Annotated in this window: 16 protein-coding genes and 1 pseudogene; 8 read left to right on the top strand and 9 right to left on the bottom strand. The window is 57.2% G+C overall.

Going from position 1 to position 17,252, the window contains the following annotated elements; translation table 11 throughout:
* Window positions 1-20: 20 nt before the first annotated feature.
* From CAL20_RS14715 to CAL20_RS14745, 7 genes and pseudogenes are all read right to left on the bottom strand, one after another.
* Window positions 21-766 (bottom strand): annotated as a pseudogene (locus CAL20_RS14715) (metallophosphoesterase family protein).
* Between the two features lie 98 nt (window positions 767-864).
* Window positions 865-1,317, bottom strand: coding sequence for a GNAT family N-acetyltransferase (locus CAL20_RS14720; protein ID WP_094838205.1), 453 nt, complete (start codon window positions 1,315-1,317; stop codon window positions 865-867).
* A gap of 169 nt (window positions 1,318-1,486) precedes the next feature.
* Complete coding sequence (locus tag CAL20_RS14725; RefSeq protein WP_094838206.1) at window positions 1,487-1,879, bottom strand: PH domain-containing protein; 393 nt, start codon at window positions 1,877-1,879, stop codon at window positions 1,487-1,489.
* A gap of 232 nt (window positions 1,880-2,111) precedes the next feature.
* Entirely contained in the window at window positions 2,112-3,134 is a 1,023-nt protein-coding gene (locus CAL20_RS14730; protein WP_094821858.1) for an NUDIX domain-containing protein, read from the bottom strand.
* Between the two features lie 86 nt (window positions 3,135-3,220).
* On the bottom strand, window positions 3,221-4,942 hold the full coding sequence (locus CAL20_RS14735; RefSeq protein WP_094838207.1) for an NAD+ synthase: 1,722 nt from the start codon (window positions 4,940-4,942) through the stop codon (window positions 3,221-3,223).
* Between the two features lie 26 nt (window positions 4,943-4,968).
* Complete coding sequence (pncB, locus tag CAL20_RS14740) at window positions 4,969-6,168, bottom strand: nicotinate phosphoribosyltransferase (protein WP_094821860.1); 1,200 nt, start codon at window positions 6,166-6,168, stop codon at window positions 4,969-4,971.
* A gap of 30 nt (window positions 6,169-6,198) precedes the next feature.
* Window positions 6,199-7,056: a hypothetical protein gene (locus CAL20_RS14745; protein WP_094838208.1), complete on the bottom strand. Its 858-nt coding sequence runs from the start codon at window positions 7,054-7,056 to the stop codon at window positions 6,199-6,201.
* 153 nt (window positions 7,057-7,209) lie between these two features.
* Here CAL20_RS14745 and CAL20_RS14750 point away from each other — a divergent pair, with 153 nt between their 5' ends.
* Window positions 7,210-7,905, top strand: coding sequence for an NUDIX hydrolase (locus CAL20_RS14750; RefSeq protein ID WP_094821862.1), 696 nt, complete (start codon window positions 7,210-7,212; stop codon window positions 7,903-7,905).
* A gap of 74 nt (window positions 7,906-7,979) precedes the next feature.
* On the opposite strand, the gene CAL20_RS14755 is transcribed toward CAL20_RS14750, so the two are convergent.
* Window positions 7,980-8,918 (bottom strand): alpha/beta fold hydrolase, encoded by a 939-nt coding sequence (locus tag CAL20_RS14755; RefSeq protein ID WP_094838209.1) that lies wholly within the window; start codon window positions 8,916-8,918, stop codon window positions 7,980-7,982.
* A 223-nt stretch (window positions 8,919-9,141) separates the two neighbouring features.
* Between CAL20_RS14755 and CAL20_RS14760 the strand changes: the two genes are divergently transcribed.
* From CAL20_RS14760 to CAL20_RS14790, 7 genes are all read left to right on the top strand, one after another.
* Complete coding sequence (locus CAL20_RS14760; RefSeq protein ID WP_094821864.1) at window positions 9,142-9,582, top strand: ester cyclase; 441 nt, start codon at window positions 9,142-9,144, stop codon at window positions 9,580-9,582.
* 109 nt (window positions 9,583-9,691) lie between these two features.
* Entirely contained in the window at window positions 9,692-10,648 is a 957-nt protein-coding gene (locus tag CAL20_RS14765) for a Bug family tripartite tricarboxylate transporter substrate binding protein (protein ID WP_094821865.1), read from the top strand.
* Between the two features lie 49 nt (window positions 10,649-10,697).
* Entirely contained in the window at window positions 10,698-11,462 is a 765-nt protein-coding gene (locus tag CAL20_RS14770; RefSeq protein WP_094821866.1) for an SDR family NAD(P)-dependent oxidoreductase, read from the top strand.
* A 12-nt stretch (window positions 11,463-11,474) separates the two neighbouring features.
* Window positions 11,475-12,005: a VOC family protein gene (locus tag CAL20_RS14775; RefSeq protein WP_094821867.1), complete on the top strand. Its 531-nt coding sequence runs from the start codon at window positions 11,475-11,477 to the stop codon at window positions 12,003-12,005.
* A 61-nt stretch (window positions 12,006-12,066) separates the two neighbouring features.
* Window positions 12,067-13,089, top strand: coding sequence for a LacI family DNA-binding transcriptional regulator (locus tag CAL20_RS14780; protein WP_094838210.1), 1,023 nt, complete (start codon window positions 12,067-12,069; stop codon window positions 13,087-13,089).
* A gap of 24 nt (window positions 13,090-13,113) precedes the next feature.
* Window positions 13,114-13,620: a 2,4'-dihydroxyacetophenone dioxygenase family protein gene (locus tag CAL20_RS14785; protein WP_094838211.1), complete on the top strand. Its 507-nt coding sequence runs from the start codon at window positions 13,114-13,116 to the stop codon at window positions 13,618-13,620.
* Window positions 13,621-13,660: 40 nt separating this feature from the next.
* Window positions 13,661-14,455, top strand: a complete 795-nt coding sequence (locus tag CAL20_RS14790; protein ID WP_179266673.1) for an SDR family NAD(P)-dependent oxidoreductase — start codon at window positions 13,661-13,663, stop codon at window positions 14,453-14,455.
* A 44-nt stretch (window positions 14,456-14,499) separates the two neighbouring features.
* Here the strand turns inward: CAL20_RS14790 and CAL20_RS14795 are convergent, their stop codons facing one another.
* Window positions 14,500-16,908: a DNA internalization-related competence protein ComEC/Rec2 gene (locus CAL20_RS14795; protein WP_373558305.1), complete on the bottom strand. Its 2,409-nt coding sequence runs from the start codon at window positions 16,906-16,908 to the stop codon at window positions 14,500-14,502.
* Window positions 16,909-17,252: the final 344 nt, after the last annotated feature.

Raw genomic sequence — 17,252 nt, forward strand, 5'->3', positions numbered from 1 at the left:
CGGCTTTCATACCGCAGATTTCAACCTAATTCTGGCAGCGTGCCCGTTTGCAAAGCCACTGCCCAGTCCAGCCGGCCGTTACGTCGAGCCAGGTCCGCGGCAGCCTGATAGTCGTAGGGCACTTTACGCACCTCGACGGACCAATCAGCACCTTGGCGCTCGACGATGGCATATCGCGCCTGGGGCGATCCAGTCTGCACGACGTGTGGCACCGGATGGCTATCATCATAAGCCTGAAGGCCAACGCTACCAGGGTTGATTACCCTCCGCCCATCGGGCAGACGTACCGATCGCGGAATATGAGTGTGGCCGCAGAAAATAATCGATTGGTTTACCCCATCGAGACGGCTTGTTATTCGTCTGCGCTGGCTGGCCGCAATCCTGTCTCGTCCACCGTCTCCATGAGGTACTGCAAATCATTGCCGGGCGAACCGTGCACTAACAATATGTCGCCGTCCAATTGCATATCGAGCGGCAAACTCCTGATCCAGTCCAAATGCGCCTTACCCAGGCGTTCATAGGCAAATCGATCAGAAGCCCCCATTGACTCCACCGGATGAGTCAGCAGTTGCCGCTCATGATTGCCACGGATGGTAGGCAGGTCGAGTGACATCAGCAGATCAGCCGTCTCAACAGGATGTAGCGGTCCTGAAAGAATGTCTCCCAGATTGACCGTACAGTCCACTCCTTGCTGTGCAATGTCCTCCAGGACAGCTTGCAAGGCGGAAATATTGCCGTGGATGTCAGAAAGGACTGCAATCTTCATTGTGAGTTCGTTGGAAGGCAGCAATAGATATGCCTGCTCAGTTCATTACCAACAACGTATCGAGCCCGGGCAAACGTATCGCGGTTTTCGCTTAAGAATCAGCGTACCATCTTGTGCATAAAGATACTGTTTGGGTCGTCAACATATTCCCCGAATGGTTCACAACGCTCGTAACCGCAACGAGCATAGAACGCTAGTGCCGCGGGCTGCAGATTGCCCGTTTCCAATACAAAGTTCGTGCAGCCTTTGATTCCCGCCTGCTCCTCCAGAAAACTTAAAAGCTCCTGAGCGATCCCTTTACCCCGATGAGAAGGAACGGCATAAAAACGCTTCAGTTCCCCATAATTGGCGGTAAGAAGAATCGCGCCACAAGCAATGGGGATGTTGTTCTCGTCCCGGACAACCGCAAACAGTACGTTCGGTTGACTCAGCGTCGCGATGTCAACACCGTGATGACTCTCTGCCGGATAAAGAGGTATTTGAAAGGCGTCCAAGTCCTCAATGAGCTTCAATACGCCGGGTTGATTGGGCGACTCGAGAGAGATATTCATATATAAACGTAATGGCTGAAATCGGGAGAGCCGCCAACATAACTGAGCACCTGCATCACGACGGCCGTAATGCCATGCTTTACGCCAATATCAGTGATGTACGCAAACTAACGTCGTTTAGCGGAACGCTCAACTCATCGCCCGTTGGGCGCGACAAGCCATTCAAAGTCTACGACAGCCCAAACACACGCCACTGCACATCTTCAATGAACTTGTCCCGGTTCAACGGCGATACGAGTATCGAGTCGAACGGCCCGACCTGGATTTCCACTCGCTGTAGCGACAACGCCGGCCCAGCCAGAAAACTCCGCGAGCGCCTGACAGATTTGATATCGGTATAGGGGATTTTCCTCTGTCGCATGCCGGAACGGACCAACAAATGACTGTCAGTCAAAACGTAGTAACAAGGAAAAATCATCAGGGCGAGAATGGCGAGCCAAAGGATCATCACCACAAAAGCGAGTACATGCCCGGAATGCCATGCGCCCCAAGCAAGCAGCGCAGTCAGCACCGCCAACAAAGCTATCAGCCACAGGTCAATTTTCGAGGGATACTTTTTCATAGAAAACCTCGCTTACTCAACCTTCTATTCGAATTGATGCGCTCAAGCACAGCGTTAGCCTCATGGGGACGTGGTTCAGGATCGAACAAACCACGTTGGACGTCGATGATCAGAAGTACACTCTTCATTACCTGATCCTGTTCTGCAGCTGACCACTGGTCGAGGAGGAGCTTCAACTTTTGTTGAAACCCAATCAATCATAGTTCTTTCTATTGCACGCTATAGTGCACAGTCATCGAAAACCAAAAAAATGATCCAGAATCACAGCATGATCCTCGAATAGATCAGCTTCGATTTCGGACAGCCCCTCAATGGGCCACCACACAGCCTCCTTGGCATCGTCGGCACCTTGTACCTGCGGCAGCTCATCCCGACTGAAGCGAAAGTGAAACGCCTGAGTGATGAGGCGTCCTCGAGGACTGCGATCCGGGTGATCAAAAACGGCGCTGCTCTTCAGGGCCGCCCTCATCACGCCAGGTAATGCAGCAAAGCGCGTCTCTTCGTTCAGCTCGCGCACCGCGGCGTCATAGAACTGTTCTCCTGGATCAACAAAGCCGCCCGGCAATGCCCATTGCCCATGGCCCATTTCACCGCCACGCTTGATCAGCAGCACATGATCATTCACCTGCAGCACACTATCGGCCGTCAGAAAGTACGGCCCCGTGTACTTTGCCTTGTACCGCTTGATCGCCTGGTGCTCGGCGCGTCGCACCTCGTATTCCGGCAACGCTGCCCATGATCGCAAATAGTCCAGCACGCCTGGATCGACATAGGGTTCCAGGACCTGAATGCTGGATGACAACGAGCCCTCTCCGAAATAGACATCGCGCAAACGCGTCGCGTCTAGCGGCTGGATGCTGCCTGCGTCCTCATACGCCCAATCGGGAAACAGATCGAGGTAATAGCCCGACGCGTCTTTTTTGAAGCCCACCAAACCGACTCGTTGACCCGCAGCGCGCGCTCGTACCTCCTCTCGCAAGACATCGGCCCAACGCCGATCATCGTAATAGTCCCGAACGAATACAAACTCCACACGTGCGCGTTGCGCCTGCGTCAACATGCTCTCCAGCATGGCGCGGCGTTCGAATTCACGAAATGGATTTTTATCATTGCGTGAGCGAAATGAAGAGCCAATCACGATCATCACGCGTTCGCCAGCGGCAAACGCGTGCTCGATCAGCGCTTTATGCGCCAAGTGCGGCAACTGCCAGCGGCCGATGACAACGGTGACGGGGTAACGAAAAGTCGAAGACATCACAATTCCTGGTTTTCTAGACAATGTCCGCCATCATCCCGTTTCACTTATGAAATGGGATGAACGGACGCCAGCACCGAGTCCTTTCAATATTGCCGCGCCGTGATAGGTACCTGCCTGCCCGTGCCAAACGCACGAGCACGCACCCGAATGATAGGGGGGGCCTGGCGGCGTTTGTATTCACTACGCGCGATGAGCCGCTGCACCTTGTCCAGCGTCTGCCGTCCTGTCTCCGTCTGCGTCAACGCATCGACCGTATTCTGCGCGATCGCCAGATCCTCGGCATCAAGCAACGAGCCTTCGATCAAGACTTTCAGAATCTCATCCAGCACCTCATACGGCGGCAGCGAATCCGTATCCTTTTGATCGGGCGCCAACTCCGCCGAGGGCGCCTTCTCGATGATGCTCTGCGGAATCAGTTCCCGGCCCGCTGTCTTGTTGATATGCCACGACAGGGCAAAAACCTCGGTCTTGTAGAGGTCACCGATCAGCCCCAAACCACCGTTGGTGTCACCATACAGTGTGCAATACCCGACCGACAGCTCCGACTTGTTGCCGGTCGTGAGCAACAACGGGCCATACTGGTTGGAATACGTCATCAGCAACGTTCCCCGAACACGCGCCTGCAGATTCTCCAGCGCCAAGCCGCTCGCCGCCTCGCCCACCGTACTGTTTTCTATCGAGGCCGAAAACTGCGACACGATGTCCCGTATGGGAATCTCATGCAGCGTCACACCCAGATTGCGGCACAACGCCACCGAGTCAGACACACTGCCCTCGCTCGAATAGACCGACGGCATAGTGATGGCGATCACGTTTTCAGGCCCGAGGGCCTCCACCGCCAACGCTATCGTCAGCGCCGAGTCTATGCCTCCAGAGCAGCCCACCAGGACTTTGCTGAAGCCGCAGCGGCGCGCATAGTCGCGCAGGCCCAACACGATCTGCTCGCGATAGAACTCCAACACGGGCAAGCCATCGCGCGGCACCGGCTGTAGCGTTTGTCCCTGCTCGCCAAAGAATGTCTGGCTGTTCAAATCAAAACACAGCGTGGGCGAATCGACCTCGAACCGCTTGGCCTCGAACACCACAGTCCCAGCCGCATCCACCGCAAACGACGCCCCGTCAAACACCAGCTGATCATGTCCACCCACCTGGGCCACGTACAACACCGGTAATTTGTGACGCGCGCACGCCTTGGAAAACAACTGATGGCGAACCTGGCGCTTGCCCTTGCTGCTGGGGCTGGCGTTGATAGAAATCACCAGGTCCGGCGCCGCATCCGCCAAGCGCAGGAAAGGATTCACCGAATAATCCTGAGCCTCATCGTTCCAGGCATCCTCGCAAATCAGAAAGCCGATCGTCGCGCCTCTAACACGCAGGATTTTTGCGGTATCCGGCCCAGGTGCGAAGTGACGTTGCTCATCGAACACCCCATAGGTAGGCAATAGCTGCTTGTACTGCGTATGTACGACTTCGCCGTTCAACAGCACCTGAAGGCCGTTATAAAAAGGCTTTCCAGACGTACCCTCTCGCCGTATTGGCAGACCAACGACCCAATACACATCCGGTGTCTGACGGCTGGTCTCATAGAGTTTTGCCTGCGCCGCCGCGCGGCGGCGCTCAAAAAGCGGATCGTCCAACAGATCGCCTGGGGTGTAGCCCGTCAACGCGAGCTCCGGGAACACCACCATGTCCGCGCCAGTTTGCTGCGCCTGTTGAGCGACCGCCAACATCATGGCGATGTTGCCGTCCATGTCCCCGACCGTGGGATTGATCTGGCCTATGGTGATCGAAAATGGGTTTTGCATAGTTCGGCCTCTATAAAGGAGTCGGCTCAATCCGCCGTGCGGTTAAACACCTGACGCAGATACGCCAGGAATGTTTCATCGTCGCACAGCGTTTTCCCGGGCGAGTCCGCCAATTTGGCCACTGGCTGATCATTGCAACTCACCAGCTTCATGACGATATTCAAAGGCGTCGCCCCCACGTCATTCGTCAAGTTCGTGCCGATCCCGAAACCCAATTGGCAGCGATCGCCAAAATGCGCATACAGCGACAACATCTTTGGCACATCCAGCCCATCGGAAAACGTCAGGCGCTTGGTATGGGCATCGATACGCAGCGATTTGTAGTGTGCCAAAGCCTTTTCCCCCCATACTACAGGGTCGCCCGAGTCATGACGCAGGCCATCGAACAGCTTGGCGAAATACAGATCGAAATCCGCCAGGAACGCATCCATGCCGATCACATCCGTCAGCGCGATACCCAGGTCGCCACGATATTCCTGTACCCAGGCCTCCAGAGCAGCCTTTTGCGACAAACGCAGTTGCACACCGACCGCCTGAAACGTCTGCAAATACTCGTGCGCCATCGTACCAATGGGCACCAGATCGAATTTCTTGGCCAAATATACGTTGGACGTACCACGAAAATAGGCCGGCAATTCGGCAGCCAAAGTCGCCACGACCTCTTCTTGCCAGGCACCGCTGAAACGGCGACGCAGACCAAAATCAAAAAACTCAAAAGGATGACGCAGCTGCAGGTCAGCCAAGGCGTCTCGCAATTGCGTCACCTTATTGCGCAGCCGTGAACGCCCTTCCGACAGATCCTCGATTTCCAATCGACGGAAGTACAGTTCGTTCACAATCGCCAGCACGTAAATCTCGAACAACATGACATGCACCTGCGGCCCGTGAGCGATGATCGAGAGTTGATCGCCGTCAGCGCGCGCCTCGATAAACGGGCGGTGCAACTGAAACATGCGCAAATACTCGATAAAGTCCGGCTTGAAATAGCTGCGCGTGGCCAGGTATTTCAATTCATCCGGAGAAAAACGCAAGGTGCACAAATAATCCAGTTGCCGGTTTACCTCATCGGCCAGCTCGGCCAACGGAAAGGCCGGTTTGTTGCGGCACACGAACCGGTATTGCGCGGTATTGGTCGGGTACTTGTGCAGCAATGCCTGCAGCATCGAGAACTTGTACAGATCGGTTTCCAACAACGATTGAATGACGGGACGAAAATATTGAGACATCGTGATTCTCTTTAATGAGTTGCTGGAATATCAGAGCCTGTACGCATCAAATATTTGCTGGGAGGTCTGCAGCTGAACACCTGCGGCACCCGCGCGCTGCAAGAACTGTTCCGCCTGCGCCTCGAAGCCACCGACGGGACTCATGCAGTCGGTCAGCAGCACCATTTGAAAGCCCGACTTGAGCGGCAGCCGCGGCAACGCGCCCAATAATTGATCGACGCTCGCCGCCACACAGTGACTGGATGCCAGGCCTGCCACCAAGAGCAGATCGACATCCTCGGTGACCCGTCGAGCCAGCGGCATATTGAACTGAGTCGATGGCACATCAGCAAGGGGAACCTCTGCCTCGAATGCACCGTAATGTTCGCTCCAGGGATATTCACCCTTCAATACCTTGTGCGGCGTACTGTGAGACAGCGACTCCCAGTCAGCCAATGCATCGGCCACATCGGCGTGGATATTGTGCCCCCACGTGCCCGTCACGCAATGCACCGGCCACACCACCAACTGATAGCGTCCGGCACGCTCCAATGCGCGCAATTGCCGCAACACCAGATCCGCGTGACTGGCCGGCACGAAGTCCCCCGCCTCGACGCTATCCGCCGAAATCAGCGTAAAAGGCGCAACGGACTGTCCATCACGGTCTTTCCAGAACGTCGTGCGCTCGATCGCGACATGGGGGTGGGAATCCAGCGTAATCGCAATGTCGCGCAGACGCGGCCCCATCCGGGTCACAAAATCGGCCAACCGTTTCATATCCTGGTGCCCGCCAGAAACCGGCAAAGCTGGCGACGTCATCATTGCCCCCACCTGCGGTCGAACATCAACCGGCAAATCGCAGAAGTCGTTCTGAGGATCGATGATCAAGAGGTGAATGTGCTGGCTCATGATGGTTCTCCACAAAGGCATCTCGGCTGGTTTGATCAGATTATACACACTTACGGCATATTTGCCTTAAGTTATACACGCCTATTTATGTAGATATATGTGACATACTGCGTTTTCGCCGTTAATATCCTGACATCCGATTCTGGTCTGGCTATGAGCAATATCTCTCCCACCTCACACCCTACTCCGATCCTGACCGTCGATGTCGTACTGTTGACGCTGCTCGATCGCCGGCTCCAGGTCGGCCTGGTTCGGCGTGACAATCCGCAAGAGCCCTTTTTTGATGCATGGGCCCTGCCCGGGGGATTTGTGCGTCCCCAGGTCGATCATGATGCGCAACGTACGGCGACGCGCGTGCTGCAGGAAAAGGCCGGCGTACAAAGCCCCTATCTCGAGCAGCTCGCCACGTTCACCGGCGCCGCACGCGATCCGCGCGGCTGGTCGGCCTCCATCGTCTATTACGCACTGGTGGCGCCGCACATCGCGCCTGAAGGCAACGATAAATTCCAGTGGGAGCCCGTCAACGAGGTCGGAAAGCGCACCCTGCCCTTTGACCATTCCGCGATTCTGCGTGCCGCCGTCGAGCGTGTGCAATCCAAGACCAGTTATTCCGCGCTGCCCATTCATCTGATGCCGCCTGAGTTCACGATTTCGGAATTGCGGGGGGTATATGAACAGCTGCTGGGGGGCCCGCTGGAACCCCGTGGATTCATCCGCCGGATCCAGGAAATGAACGCGCTGGAGGAAACTGGCCGGACAAAAACAGAGGGACACCGGCCTGCGCGCTTGTATCGCGCCAGGCGCGATGATGTACTCGCGACGCTGGAGCCGTCGCTGCTGCCCAAATAATCCCTCGTACCGCTTTGATCCGCAGCTTGACTCTCACGTCGCGCCTGCTTAAGTATGCGTCGGCACACCTGCCATCACGACGAGATCGGCTCTCCGCGTAGAAAACTCGCCACAGGATCGATCTGCGCATCATCCATGAGCGTCGGCGCATGTCCAACGCCCGCGACAGTGACCAGACTAGCTCGGGCGTTGCGTGCCAACATCTCGTGGGCAGTCACCTCGCTCAACAAATCCGATTCCGCACCTCGCACGATCAGGATGGGACAATCCAGCGAATCATAGGCATTCCACAAGATCTGTTCTCCCGTGGAATACGCCTCAGCGGCCTGCGACGCCAGAGGCACTGCCAGATTCAGATCATAGTGTTTGACCCATTTATCGCCACGCTGGACGTAGACATTGCGCGTGAGGTCTTCCCATTGCGCATCTGTATGCGGCCCAAACGTCGCCGACACCTCTCGCACCGCGCGTACCGCCTGATCGAAAGACTCGAACTCGACAGGCTGGCCGACATATTGACCGATGCGGCCCAAGGCCTCGGGGCTCAACCTCGGCCCCACATCGTTTAACACCATCCGATCAAAGCGGATATCCTGATCGGCCGGCCACGCCTCGGGACGAGGCTGCACAGCATGCATCATGCGGGCAAAGGTGGCAATGCCGGCCAAGCCCAACCCGATCAAGCCCCCCATCGACGTCCCCACCCACGACAACGAGGCGGGCCGCAGTCGTGCAACCAAAGTCACCATGTCGGAAACATACTGCGGCACGCTATAGAGCGCCGGCGTGGGCAGCCAGTCAGAACGGCCTCGCCCCACCACGTCCGGGCAGACCACCCGGAAGTCGCCCGCCATTCGCCGGGCCAGGGAATCAAAGTCCCGGCCCGTACGGGTCAATCCATGTACGCAGAGCAAAACGCGATCGTTATCGGGATCCCCCCATTCGGTATAAGCCATGCGGTGCAATCCCGCGGGACTGGCGCAGGTGACGTAATCGAATCTGGGTTCCAGCATGGGGGCTCCTGACCGTGTTGGGGGGGAGCAGAGATCTTATCGCAGATAGACCGTTGGCCTTCTGTCATACCCCTCACTTCCATCCTCCTTCATCACCGCCCCACATCTGAGTCGCGATAATAAAATCGTTTCCGCAAAATTATGGTTATCCCTAATTAAATACTGCTAAAAACGCCATGATAATTTGTAGAAACGTTTCCACAATATCAGCGAAAGGCGGACAATGAATCAGGAACTTCAGGCGGCACGAGTACAAACCGTGATCGATCACATGGCGCTCGAATGCGTACAGGAATGGGATAAGGTCATCGACACCTTCGAGCACCCCCGCTATGAAATGCACTCAAGCGGCGCAACGTTTGATGGCGTCGACCAGGTGATGGGCTACTTTCATTCGTCGCGCGCCGCCTTTCCAGATTTGAAAAACGAGATCATCGCGGTTGCCGCGGCAGAGGGAACAGACACGGTCCTGGTTGAGTTCTGGCTCACGGGAACCCACAAAGGCCCCTTCTCCGTAGACGGCAAAACATATGAACCAACGGGACGCACCTTTCGCGTACGCATGGCGGCCACATTTGAATTTGCTCCCAACTCCGACAGAATCATTTGCGAACGTCCCTATAGCTGTCAGAACGCAAAATTGCGTTCGCTAGGGTTGCTGTAAAGCTCATACGGCGCTGTCAAAGGAGGCGGCGTCGCTTATCGCCTATCGAGCATGACATAAACCGGCCTCAACGAGCGCAGGGAAAAAACGACCTCTCAGGAGACAAAAAATGCAGAAACTATTTACCGCTGCAATGATGGCGGGCTTGCTCATATCCGGCGCCGTACATGCCGAATACCCCGATCGTCCGATTCGCATGCTCTTGCCGTTCTCCGCCGGTGGAGGCGGAGATACGCTAGGGCGCATTCTCGCCGAGCGATTCGCTGCCGAACTCAAGCAGCCCGTCATTGTTGAAAACAAGCCCGGAGCAGGCGGCACCATCGGGATCGCCGCCGTGGCCAGATCCGCGCCTGACGGCTACACCATCACCATCGGTGGAATGACCACACATGTGCTTTCCCCATTGGTCTACCAGAATCTGCCTTATGACCCCATCAAGAGCTTTACCTCATTAGGCGCAATCGGAAACTCGGCGATCATCGTCGTCGCCAACAACAACTTCCCCGCCAACAATGTTGCCGAGCTGCGCAAGCTCGCGGACTCCAGGAAAGAACCCGTGCAATATGCCAGTTGGGGAGTCGGCTCGACAGGCCATTTCTGCGGTGAGGTCATGGCGCAGAAAGGCAATGTCAAACTCACGCATGTGCCCTATAAAGGGACCACGCAAGTCATGACCGACGTGATAGGCGGGCATATAGATCTGGGCTTTGTCGACATGGCCACAGCCACGCCCATGGTCACGCAGCACAAAGTAAAAGCATTGGCAGTCTGTACCAAGCGATCCCCGAGCACACCGGACGTACCCAGCTACAAGGAACAGGGGATTGATTTCGACCGCGATTTGAACTGGGCAATGTATGTCCCCGCCGGCACCCCTGCCCCCGTCGTCCAGCGGCTCTCCTCGACATTGGAAAAAGTTCTGCAAGAACCCGACGTTGTCCAGAAACTGCTTGGCCTGGGGATCACCGCGAACTATATATCCGGGCCCAAACACGAAAAAGCCAATGCGGCAGACATAGAGGCCTGGCGTGCCGTTGCCAAAGAGGCCGGGATCAAACCGCAATAAGCCGGCGAACCATCTCTCCTCCCCCCCTAGTTCTCGTTACCCAACGCTTATGAAACTGCTCCAAGGCCGTGTCGCGATTATCTCCGGCGCCTCGCATCCCAAAGGAATTGGGAAAGCCACCGCACGCTTGTTCCTGGAACACGGCGCGCGGGTTGCCATACTCGATCTGAATGAAGACGCGATCAGGGAAAGCGCGCACGACCTGGGGGGAAATGAGTCCAGTCTATTGCCATTGACGTGCGACGTTGGCGATCCTGAACAGTGCGCACGAGCGGTCGATAGTGTCCGCACATGGTCGGCCAGCCGAATCGACATCCTGGTGAATAATGCTGCCATCACACAAAAAGCCGTCTTCCAAGACATCGCTGATGACGACTTTGACCGCCTCGTCCGCGTCAATCTGAAAGGTGTCTTCAACCTCAGCAAAGCTACCGTTCCATTCATGATCGAGAGATCCGCTGGCAGCATTATCAGCATCTCCTCGCTATCCGCACAGAATGGCGGCGGCGTCTTTGGCGGCGCACACTATTGCGCTGCCAAAGCTGGTGTGCAAGGGCTGACAAGAGCCATGGCTAGAGAGCTCGGTGCCCACAACATCCGCGCCAATGCAATCGCTCCAGGGCTTATTACGACGGACTTTTCCCGTACGGGCCGATCCGACGAGAGCAAAGACCAGGCCGCCCAGCATTGGCCGTTACAGCGAGCCGGACGCCCCCACGAAATCGCTGGAGGTTGCCTGTTCCTGGCGAGCGACCTGAGCAGTTATGTCACCGGCACGACGTTGGATATCAACGGCGGCGCCCACATGAATTGATGAGCGATCGATATGAGTATTTTCTTCAAAGGCGCACGCCAGGTCGGCTACGTGGTGCGAGACATCGAAAAAGCCATGAAACATTGGTCGGATGTGCTCGGTGTTGGCCCCTGGTTCTACAAAGAAGAAGTCGGGACGACGGAGTTTCGATACTACGGCAAAACCTCTCAACCGCCCCGGCTGTCCATCGCACTGGCAAACTCCGGCGACCTGCAAATCGAACTCATCCAGCAACGTGACGACGCACCTTCACTGTATATGGACTCGCTAAAGCAGGCAGGCGAATGCGCGCAGCACATCGCGTACTGGACGCTGAATGAGTTTGACGCCTTTACTGCCAGGCTGCTGCAGCACGGCTACGTGGAGGGCCATGGCGGACAAATGGGCACGAGAGGCCGTTTCGCCTATTTCGTTCACCCGGACCTGCCCAGCGGCATGATCGAGATCTCTGAGATGAAAGGCGGCAAAGGCGAATATTTCGATGAGATCAGGAAAGCAAGCGAAGGCTGGGATGGCTCGGCCCCCATTCGCCGACGGTCATAAGGTATGTCACGAGCCTGAAGACGGTGTATGTTAGCCAATTTTGGCACGGGCAAATGCGAACATGAAAGACCGTATCACTATCCGCGATGTTGCGAAGAAAGCTGGCGTTTCCCTCGGCACGGCCTCACGCGCGCTTAATCGTACAGGCCGCGTGAGCGACGCCGCCATCGCCGCGGTCAACCAAGCCGCGCGTGAGCTGGACTACAAGCCGGACGTCGTCGCACGCAGCCTGCGCACCCGCTCATCTGGCGTCATTGGTTTGCTCGTGTCCGATTTGGCCAACCCTCTGTATGCGAGGATCATCACCGCCGCCGAGGCTGCCTTGCAGGCAGAGGGGTATTCTTTGCTGGTGGCCAGCACGCACAATGAACGCAAACGGGAAGAATCCCTGATCGAGATTTTCCGCGGCAGGCGTGTCGATGCCTTGATCATGGGACCGTGCGAAAAAGAGTCCGCCGAGCTCATTGAAAAACTGACTCAGGATCTGCCCGTCGTCGCTCTGGATCGTGATTTTGCAGCTGGCTCGGTCGGCGTTCTGGTCGACCATAATGCCGGAGCCTTTCAGGCCACGCAGTATTTATTGAATCTGGGACACACCCGGATCGCCTTGCTGACGCCAGGTACAGAACTCCGAACCGGTAAAGAACGGATTGCGGGATTCCGCAAGGCGTTCGAGGCCCGGGGCCTGACTTCCGATCCGGCCTTGATTCGAGCCGAGCGCTCTGCCATGCAGTTCGCCTTTGCCGAGGCGATGTCGCTGCTGTCGCAGGCCGAGCGTCCCACCGCATTCCTCTGTCTCGGCACGCGGATTCTCTCAGGGGTCCTCCAGGCTATCCGCCATACCGGGTACTCAGTTCCGCAAGACGTCAGCGTCATCAGCATCGGGGACACCGACCTGTCTCAACTTTTCAGCCCCACCATCACATCGCTGAGCTGGGATCTGGAAGTCATGGGGACCTGCGCCGCACAGCTAGTTCTCAAGCATCTGGACCGGCAGTTGCCCACTGCCTCCAGCGATCGCATTGCCATCAAAACGCAACTGATACTGCGCGAATCGTGCGCCCCCGCCGCACCGCCTAGTTGATTCATTTTTCACCAAGGAGCAGTCATGGCATTACCCAACACCATCACCCATCAGGATCGTCTGCTGAGCGTCAATATTGCAGACGGCGTCGAGCTGCCAGGTGCCGCGCCCGGTTCGTCCATCACTCCGCTGTTTCTGGACCGGGAAAACGGCGTCTGGGTGCTCTATGGCAAGTTCGCTCCAGGCACTCGGCTGCCCACGCATTTCCATACTGGCGTGGTTCATTTCTTTACCACGAAGGGTCAATGGAACTACCTCGAGTATCCAAATGATCCGCAGACGGCGGGAAGCTATCTCTACGAGCCCGGTGGCTCCGTGCACACGTTCGCTGTGCCCGAAGACGCAACAGAGCCCGCAGAGGGCTTCATGGTGGTGTTCGGTGCCAATATCAATTTCGTCGATAACGAGTTCGCCAATATCCGGGATGCCGGCGCGATTGAAGACTCCATCCTCGCTGCCGCAGAAAAAGCCGGCCTGCCTATCCCCCGCTACATCAGACCCAAAGGCGGCGCTGAATTTACGCGCGATTAATAAGTGTGCATCCCGCAGTCCCAAACACGTTGAGAAAAAAATGAGACTAGCAGGCAAGATCGCCCTGGTGTCAGGCGCAGGAACGCTGAAGAAATCCTTTACCGCGACTGATCAAGTGGGCAACGGCGCTGCCTGTGCCATACGATTCGCTCGAGAAGGCGCCAAAGTGATCTGTACGGACAGATCACTGGATGCCGCTCAAGAAACGGCAGACATGATTCGTGCAGAAGGCGGCGACGCTGTTGCGCTGGCACTCGACGTCACCGACACCCCGCAGATCGACGAGGTCATAAGGAATATCGCCGGCCTCCACGGCGGCATCGACGTTCTGCACAATAATGTAGGAATAGAGATCCAGGGCGATCTGCTCGCTGTCAAAGACGAAGAATGGGATCAGGTCATGGCCGTCAATCTGCGCGGCACGATGGCCATGTCCCGCGCCGTTGTACCGCATATGCGTATGCGCGGAGGAGGCGCCATTATCAATGTCTCGTCAACTGCAAGCTTGAAATGGAGCCCAATGCAGTTTTTGTCGTATAGCACGGCGAAAGCCGGGCTCAACCACATGACGCGCGTCATTGCCCGGCAATATGCCAATGAACAGATCCGCTGTAATTGCATCGTTCCTGGCATGATACGCACGCCGCACGCTGACGCGCTCTATGCCAGCGAGGCAGAGGCCGCCAAAGGCCATGAATTCCGGGATTCGCGATGCCCCATGGGCCGCCAAGGAACACCTTGGGACATCGCAAATGCTGCGTTATTCCTGGCCTCTGACGAAGCCGCCTACGTCACGGGGACACTTTTAGTGGTGGACGGTGGGTCGAGTTTGTGAGGCATCAAGCGCATGGACCGCGTAGCACGCAAGCGCACCACCGTCTACTGTGGTTCCCGATGCCAATATCTACGCGATATATGCGCCTGCGCCTCGATGCGCAGTCCTTGTTCCGGGTCGGAAATCGCCACAGTGGCACCGTGGTGATCAGTACGCCAGAAAGTCGCCCCTGCCTCGCGCCAACGCGCTTGCACTGTGGCTGCAGGATGCCCGAACCGGTTCATATACCCGACCTGCGCAATCACGTGCGTTGCATCGGCCGCCCACACCAACGCCTCGCCAGAGGATGTCGCTGAGCCGTGATGCGGCGCCATGACGACATCCACGCGCGGCAGGCCATGTACCAGACGACGCTCTTGCGCGACGCCGATATCGCCCGGCAGCAATGCGGTATGCGCCTTGCCTTGGATCATCAGCACGCAACTGCGTGCATTGCCCGGGCCATCGGTTTTTATCGCGGCATCCGGATGCAAAAAGCGAAACTGCACGCCATCTACGGTCCATGCTTGTCCAGCCTGACACCGCTGCATGGATTGAGGCATTCGCACCTCGGTGAAAAGCGCCGATGCCGTTCTGCCTGCACCCTGCTTGCGTATCAACGCCGATAAATCAAACGAGCTAAAGGATTGGTCCACAACCAACGAGGACAACACGCTACGCACGCCACCGGCATGATCCATATCCGCGTGAGACACCACAAGTCCGTTTAGCGCCCGATATCCCCAGGCACGCAAAAATGGCACGACAACGCGTTCCCCGGCATCATTCCCCTGCCGAGTCATCGGCCCAGTATCGAACAGCCACACCTGCGTCGCCGTCTCGATCACGATGGCGCTACCCTGCCCTACATCCAGCGCCGTCAACGTCCAGTATCCAGGCGCAGGCCGTTCCGGCCGCCAGCACAACATCGGCAACATCAACAGCCATGCGGCCGTACGCAAAGGCAAGCCATATGGCTGCACGGCCCATGCGACGCCAAACAATGCCAGTGCCATCCAGGGCCATGGTGCCGCGGCCACATCCAGGACGGCCCAGTTCGAGGCGCTCATCCACTTCACCGGCACCATCATGGCATCAAAAATCGCATGCCCGAGAACGCCGGCCCCATGAGCCAACCACTGCAATCCTGGAATGGTGCTCAACAGAGCACACGCCAACGCCAGTGGCGTCACCAGAAAGCTCACGATAGGAATGGCATACACATTGACCAAAGGCGACGCCAAAGACACCTGTTGCATCAGATAGGCCAACAATGGCACCAGACCCAACGTGATCGCCGACTGTACCCAGCCGAACTCGACGAGGATCGCGCGCAACCGCCCCCTCCAATTGGGACGCTCGCGCCGCCCGCCCGAATCCATTGATGTGCCTATCCGCAACAAGATCGCCACAGCGCCAAACGACAACCAGAACCCTGGCGCCAGCACCGACCAGGGATCCAATAGCGACACCACAGCACCTGCCAGCGCCAGAATCCGCGACGGCGACAAAGGCAAGCGCACCATGGCAGCCAGGGCCACCACCGCCAGCATGAAAAAGGTACGGCGTGCGGGCACGCCCCACCCAGCCAATAGGCAATACAACAACGCGACCCACAACGCAGCGGCTGCGCCTACGACCTGCGCTGGCAAATACTCGGCCACCCGCACGGTTCGCCAACGCGCCCGCCGCCATAAAAATGCCGTCGCCACCCCACCCACGGCCGCGATCAGGGTGACATGCATGCCGCTGATCGATACCAGATGCGTAATGCCTGCACGGTTGAATATCTGCCAATCCACATGCTCGACGGCGGCTTGATCCCCCATAGCCAAGGCGATCAGTACCGGTGCATAACGACGCGTCCCCAACGCCTCTCGCATGCCATCCCGCATCCAATGACGGACGCGTTCGATCAGGATGCCGGGACTATGCCAAGGCTCGTCGCCCAACAAGCGTGGCACGCCGCGCACCGTCGCCGTCGCGCGAATACCCATCGCGAACAAGCGCCCCTCGGCATCGTAACCATGAGGATTGCGCGCACCATGAGGTTGACGCAACACCAACGCCATGCGCCAGATCTGGCCGGGCTTCAACGCTGGCAATGGGGCACCAGACTGTGCATGCCAACTCACAGCAATACGCGACGGGATGCCTTCGAGACGAGGTTCATCAACATCCGCCATGAACCGGTAATGCTTTCCATCACCCTGCGGCAAATCAGTGATCCGCACAATCAAGCGGCTGACCACGTCATGATGAGCCCAGGCCAACGCATCGTCCAAGCGGAGTTGAGCTTGCCACAGGGCGGAGGCTGCGCCGACGCATAGACCCAACATTGATGCGATGCCAAAACGAGCCAAGCGCCAAAGCAATCCCAATCGCGGGGCTGACACGGCCCCGGCCCCTCTTGGAAAACCCAGCCATGCAACGGACCACAGTATCACCACAACAACGGCCGACGCCATTACCATCGGCGCCGCCCATCGCTGCTGCGGCAATGCCGGCAAACGCTGCACCCAACCCGCCCCGGCGACAATCCCCAACAACAGCAAACGACCAGTAATGTCCGACTCCCAAATCACAAAGCATAGGAGTTGAACCAAATCGTTGGTGAAGCAGTGAATGGAAATGTCCGTGCGTAAAAGCCGCAGGTTGGAGGGAATATTACGAAAACGCCGAAGTCTTCGGTACGGAAACCGTTTTTCTAACGGAGGCCTCGAAATCGACGGACCAAGTAATCGGTCCGACTTTCCGCCAAATCCAGATATTCCAGAATAGATTGCTCGGAATTCAGTTGGAGTCTTGACTGTTCATT

Source organism: Bordetella genomosp. 4 (genome assembly GCF_002261185.1).
GTDB lineage: Bacteria > Pseudomonadota > Gammaproteobacteria > Burkholderiales > Burkholderiaceae_B > Bordetella_A.